The following is a 2,698-nucleotide window of genomic DNA, read 5'->3' on the forward strand; positions in this document are numbered from 1 at the left end:
TCCGAGACAGCGAAAAAGAAACGAAAGGAGACAGCAGCATTGACGCCATCATGACGCAAAGAACATAACAACTGGGTGGGTCAAGTCTCGGTGACAATCCCGGGTCAGTTCTCAGTGACAATCAACATACCAAGAGCCCAACACCAGCAAAAAACACCCGCAGCATAAGATCTGGCCATACTTGCTACGGAACGTGGCGATTGTCTGCGGCTGATCCGGACAGGCAGGCAAGAGGGCGCTCAGGGAGCGAAAAACCTTGCAACCTTCGCCCTCGAGATAGCTTGAATGACCGAGTTGAATAGCCTGAAAACAGAGGTTCCCGGCTTTTAATGAAACTCAGGCTAGGCGCCGCCATGGCCAAAAACAATGGGTGTGTTGAATTGGTCCTGCTTTTCTGGACAGGTTTGCGGCTCAGCCAGGATGCATCCGGGTTGGGTTTATATTCCGCTTGGGGCGGTGCACCGGATGGAAAATCCGGCAAGGTGCCGATGGTCCTGATCGAGGTGCAGACCGGGGCCTGTCTCGGCGAGGACGATATCATCCGCTATGAGGATATGTACGCCCGCTCATAAGGCGGGCGTTTGGGGCTGTTACCCCTGATGCTCGGCGCCGATGCCTTGGAACATGGCGCGCAGATCGACGGTGCTTTGGTTGCCAACCGCGTCATAATTGGTCTTGAGCCAGTCCTTGGCGGTGTCGCGCCCGATATCGCGCAGCCGGGTCAAAAAGGCCCATTCCACGTTCATTTTTGACGAGGCCCCCATCGGCTTTAGCGCGTCCTCGTTTTCCATGATATGCACGCGCACGGGGCGGTATTGATCGGTGCTTAGCTTGCCTTCGCGGATCAGGCGGTCAACAAAGTCGATGGCGCGCAATTCCTTGAGAAGGCTTGAATTAAAGCTGATTTCATTCAGGCGATTGTCGATTTCCTGTGGCGTGCGCGGCGCGCCCTTGCGTTCGATCGGGTTGATCTGGATGACCACGATATCGTCGGTGCCGGTCTCTTTGTAGAGCGGGAACAGCGAGGGATTGCCCATATAGCCACCATCCCAATAGGGCACGCCGTCAATCTCGACCGCCTGATAGATGCTGGGCAAACAGGCCGAGGCCATGACCATATCGGCGGTGAGTTCCTGACGCGGAAACACCTTGACCTTGCCGCTCTCGACATTGGTGGCCGAGATGAACAGCTTGAAGGCGGTACAGTTGCGCACCATCTCGAAATCAATGCTCTCTTCGACCAGATCGCGCAGCGGATTGATGTTCATCGGGTTGAGCTGATAGGGCGAGGCGACGCCCGAGAGGGCATTCATGAAATGATAGAACGGGTTGTTCTCCAGCCCCCAGTTGCCGGTCATGCGGTCAATTGGTGTGCGTTGCAGCGGGCTTTGCTGGGCGCTCTTGCTCATGCAGCGCCAGAATTTTTCCAGAGCGGCACGCGCGCCGTCGGGCCCGTCGCGGGTAAAGCCATCGGCCAGGGCGACGGCATTCATCGCCCCCGCCGAGGTACCGGAGACACCGGTAATCTGCAACCGGCCATCTTCCAGGATATGGTCAAGAATCCCCCAGGTGAACGCGCCATGCGCGCCGCCGCCCTGAAGGGCCAGATTGATCGGTTTGGTGGTCTTGCTCATCTGTTCAATGTCCTGCATTCAAAAGGGGGCTGTCAAAGGGGCGCATTTCACCCTCTGAGGATATCAGGCCAGATAGTCGTGCGCCACCCTGCCATAAGGCAGGGTGAGATCGGCGATGATATGCTGGCCCTCGATCACACGGCGCACCGGCAGGTCGGCCACCGGCGCATTGACATGCGGCACCAGGTGAAGCCGTGCCGGCCCGCGCCAAAAGCCCTTTACGGTAATATCGGTCATCGCGAAAGACACCAGCTCTGCGATCCGCGGCTTGCCGCTCACGCAGGGGATGATCTTGAGGTTGACGGCGGTCTTGGCAAGCTTTTTGGCACAGTCCTGCGGCGTGTCGCAGGCGGTATCGTGCTTGTAGACCATCGTGCCCATCGCAACCCGCTGACCGGCATAATTCAGCGTTCCGGTCAGGGTGTCTTTTTCGACCTTCATCTCCGGCTCGCCCCAGCGTTTGGGAAAGCCCCAGATTTCGCGCCCGGCGGTGATCGGCGGTTCGTCATTGAGAAACATCATCGTGGTGTAATTCACCGGCTCACCATTTAGGGTACAGGGAACGACGATGCCAGATTCCTGATAGGCGCCAAAGCCCGAACTATCCGGCATGTTGATCCATTCATAAACCACGGTGTTTGATCCATCGGGCACAAGCGGCTCCGTCACCATCGCGCGGATCGCCTCGGGGTCGCTTTCATAGATGATGTTCATGTATTCGCGGTCGACAAAGCGATAGGGGCCATGCGGATAATTCGGGTTGGCCGGGGGCATGCCCGCAAGGGCCAAAAGGCCGTCTCGGGTCATCTGCTGCTCTCCTCACGCGTACCACGTAACCGCGCCATTGATACCGCAGCTTAGGCGGCTTGACTGTTTTCAGCAGCGGCCAACGGTGCCCAATTGCCACGGCAACAATTCGTCGAGCCTGTTGATCTTTTGATCATGGATGCGGTCGAGGATATCGGCGAGATAGGCCTGCGGATCGAGGCCGTTGAGTTTGGCGGTCTCGATGATGGTCATGGCGCGGGCCAGGGTTTCCGCACCGGTATCGGCCCCTGCAAATA

General features: G+C 57.9%; 2 protein-coding genes and 2 pseudogenes. 1 reads left to right on the plus strand and 3 read right to left on the minus strand.

Annotated elements, in window-relative coordinates:
* Positions 1 to 435 precede the first annotated feature (435 nt).
* Positions 436 to 572: pseudogene (locus ROG8370_RS19615) on the plus strand (hypothetical protein); the annotation flags it as partial.
* 18 nt (positions 573 to 590) lie between these two features.
* Here the strand turns inward: ROG8370_RS19615 and ROG8370_RS19620 are convergent.
* The 3 genes and pseudogenes from ROG8370_RS19620 to ROG8370_RS19630 all read right to left on the minus strand — a co-directional run.
* A complete protein-coding gene (locus ROG8370_RS19620) occupies positions 591 to 1,634 on the minus strand; it encodes a patatin-like phospholipase family protein (RefSeq protein WP_085828803.1) in 1,044 nt (347 codons plus the stop codon).
* 63 nt (positions 1,635 to 1,697) lie between these two features.
* Positions 1,698 to 2,441 (minus strand): acetoacetate decarboxylase, encoded by a 744-nt coding sequence (locus tag ROG8370_RS19625; RefSeq protein ID WP_085828802.1) that lies wholly within the window; start codon positions 2,439 to 2,441, stop codon positions 1,698 to 1,700.
* Between the two features lie 50 nt (positions 2,442 to 2,491).
* Positions 2,492 to 2,698: pseudogene (locus ROG8370_RS19630) on the minus strand (transposase domain-containing protein); the annotation flags it as partial.

The organism is Roseovarius gaetbuli (genome assembly GCF_900172365.1).
GTDB lineage: Bacteria > Pseudomonadota > Alphaproteobacteria > Rhodobacterales > Rhodobacteraceae > Roseovarius > Roseovarius gaetbuli.

What these genes read in the sequence shown, in the direction of transcription:
- ROG8370_RS19620 (WP_085828803.1), bottom strand. Translation starts at nt 1,634, where the DNA reads ATGAGCAAGACCACCAAACCGATCAATCTGGCCCTTCAGGGCGGCGGC.
- ROG8370_RS19625 (WP_085828802.1), bottom strand. Translation starts at nt 2,441, where the DNA reads ATGACCCGAGACGGCCTTTTGGCCCTTGCGGGCATGCCCCCGGCCAAC.